The sequence below is a fragment of the Fluviirhizobium alvei genome (assembly GCF_030551875.1).
GTDB classification, from domain to species: Bacteria; Pseudomonadota; Alphaproteobacteria; order Rhizobiales; family Rhizobiaceae; genus Rhizobium_E; species Rhizobium_E alvei.
The window spans coordinates 1-784 of sequence record NZ_JAUOZU010000043.1 but is presented as its reverse complement, the minus strand read 5'-3'; the positions used below and the strand labels follow the sequence as shown (position 1 = coordinate 784).

General features: G+C 65.6%; 1 protein-coding gene. It reads left to right on the top strand.

Annotated elements, in window-relative coordinates; translation table 11 throughout:
• Positions 1-38: 38 nt before the first annotated feature.
• Positions 39-784, top strand: a 746-nt coding sequence (locus tag Q4481_RS24680) for an aldehyde dehydrogenase family protein (RefSeq protein ID WP_304379063.1), incomplete at its 3' end; no start/stop codon positions are given.

The window sequence follows — 784 nt, the reverse complement described above, 5'->3', positions numbered from 1 at the left end:
ATCAATGCCGACGTGCTCGGCTACTGAGGAGAATGACCATGATTGAGATCCAACAGATCATCGGCGGCAAGTCCGTCACAGCCGCTTCCGGCGCCACCTTCGACCGCATCGATCCCTATACGGGTGCGATTGCCACGCGCGCGCCGGCCGCCGGCCTCAAGGATGTCGAAGCGGCGGTTGCCGCAGCCTCTGCGGCCTTTCCGGCCTGGTCGAAGACGGGCCCGGGCACAAGGCGGGCTCTTCTTCTCAAGGCCGCTGATATCATGGCCTCCAAGGTCGATGATTTTGCCCGCCTGATGATCGGCGAAACCGGTGGCACCGCCGCCTGGGCCGGCTTCAACACCATGCTGGCTGCCGGCATGCTGCGCGAGGCCGCCGGCATGACCACCCAGGTGCAGGGCGAGATCATTCCCTCCGACAAGCCGGGCACGCTGTCGATGGCAGTCCGGCAGGCCGCCGGCGTCTGCCTCGGCATTGCGCCCTGGAACGCGCCGATCATCCTCGGCACACGCGCCATCGCCATGGCACTTGCCTGCGGCAATACCGTGATCCTCAAGGCTTCCGAAGCCTGCCCGGGCATGCATGTGCTGATCGGCCAGGTCATGGTCGAAGCGGGTTTCCCCGAAGGTGTCGTCAATGTCATCACCAATGCGCCGGCCGATGCGGCGGCTGTCGTCGAAGCGTTGATTGCGGCACCAGCGGTCCGTCGCGTCAACTTCACCGGCTCCACCAAGGTCGGCCGGATCATCGGCGAGCTCTGCGGGCGTCATCTCAAGCCGGCTCT